Annotated in this window: 3 protein-coding genes and 1 pseudogene; 2 read left to right on the plus strand and 2 right to left on the minus strand. The window is 36.8% G+C overall.

Going from position 1 to position 1461, the window contains the following annotated elements:
• The coding region (locus O9324_RS20255; protein ID WP_288141148.1) for a DUF4351 domain-containing protein at positions 1–188 on the plus strand (188 nt) is incomplete at its 5' end.
• A 150-nt stretch (positions 189–338) separates the two neighbouring features.
• Here O9324_RS20255 and O9324_RS20260 read toward each other — a convergent pair.
• On the minus strand, positions 339–773 hold the full coding sequence (locus O9324_RS20260; protein ID WP_002772884.1) for a type II toxin-antitoxin system VapC family toxin: 435 nt from the start codon (positions 771–773) through the stop codon (positions 339–341).
• On the minus strand, positions 764–976 hold the full coding sequence (locus O9324_RS20265; protein WP_002738971.1) for a DUF2281 domain-containing protein: 213 nt from the start codon (positions 974–976) through the stop codon (positions 764–766). Before O9324_RS20265 ends, O9324_RS20260 begins: the two co-directional genes overlap by 10 nt.
• 378 nt (positions 977–1354) lie before the next feature.
• On the opposite strand from O9324_RS20265, the pseudogene O9324_RS20270 reads away from it, so the two are divergent.
• Positions 1355–1461: pseudogene (locus tag O9324_RS20270) on the plus strand (flagellar assembly protein H); the annotation flags it as partial.

The following is a 1461-nucleotide window of genomic DNA, read 5'->3' on the forward strand; positions in this document are numbered from 1 at the left end:
GTATTGAACGGGAAAAAACATTGATTCTTCGTCAAATTAAACGCAAGTTAGGTGAGATTAATCCTTCGTTGGAAACTAAAATCATGCAGTTAAGTATTGATGATGTCGAAGTATTAGGAGAAGCTTTATTCGATTTCTCTAAGGTTGAAGATTTAATCAATTGGTTAAATACTTTAATTCCCCTGTAAAATTGTCATTTTCAGGGATGAATTTCAGTTAACAGTTAACAGTTATCAGTGTATTTCCCCATCTCCTCGCAGGAGTCGCAATTCCCCCTCTCCTACGAGGAGATGGGGTTAGGGGGAGAGGTAAAATCATTCATTTCCAGAACTGATTCGCTACATTTCATCTACTAGCAATACATTTTGAGGAGCTAACTGTTTCCATTGCCTATCATTAGTGATAATGTAGGTTGCTGAATATGCGATCGCTGTTCCCAGTTGAATCGCATCGGGTGTTTTGAGAGTGTATTGGGTACGAATATCGATCGCCTCATTAGCAATAGATAAATCGATTGGTAACAGAGTAATTTGGCTCGAACGGGTGAAATATGTCCGGTATTGTTCTACCAACTCCTGATTACCTATCCTTGCTGGATGGGTAACAATTTCGATAAAAGTGATCATCGAAGTGATAACCTTAACCTGATAAATGGAGACATCATAAAATAACTTTTCCATATAAGGAAAAAAGATGGGATGTTGCTCGAAAAAGTAAATAAAAGGAGCCGTATCTAAAAATACAATATTTCCCGGTTGTAAAACTATTCCCATGATGATCGCTCCTGCTGAATATAAGCATCTACATCAATTGATTGCCACATTTCTTGCCCCAATCCCGCCGCATCGCGGAAATCTAATGGCTTATCTTCTAACTCTGGTTTAGCTTGCAAAAACTTTGCAAAATCCAAAATTTTATTCGCTCGATCTTCAGGCATTGATTTCACGATTTTGTAAATTTCGTCGGCTACACTCATAAGTAAATTCTCTCTTATCTATTATGGACATTTTACCATAGCAATTTCATCGGGTAGTGAACATTACGAGAAACCCGTTTTCTTGTAATAAATGTTAATTTTTGTGATAGCACCCTTGAAAAATTGGGAATTCTTTGCATAAAATAGCCACAGTCATCTTTTCCAGTCAATGTCATGACTTCTCTTCTGTTGCCTTTCTTTGCTGCTGTTTACGATAGTTTCTTCGATTTAGCTCAATCTGATGGATTTTGGGCGAATTTTGCAATCGCTGTAGGTTAAGGGGGTGAGGTCATAACAATCCGTTGCCAAAAGCGACTTTTCAGAATATAATAGAGAAGAGTAGTCATTCATCGCTCAGATTAGTTAAGATGACATTACATGACTAATAATATTGACCATGACCGCTTATTTAAAGAGTTAATCTCCACCTTTTTTGTCGAATTTATCGAGTTATTTTTTCCTCAATTGATGGATTATTTAGATAG

It is taken from the genome of Microcystis sp. LE19-84.1B (assembly GCF_027531875.1).
GTDB lineage: Bacteria > Cyanobacteriota > Cyanobacteriia > Cyanobacteriales > Microcystaceae > Microcystis > Microcystis panniformis.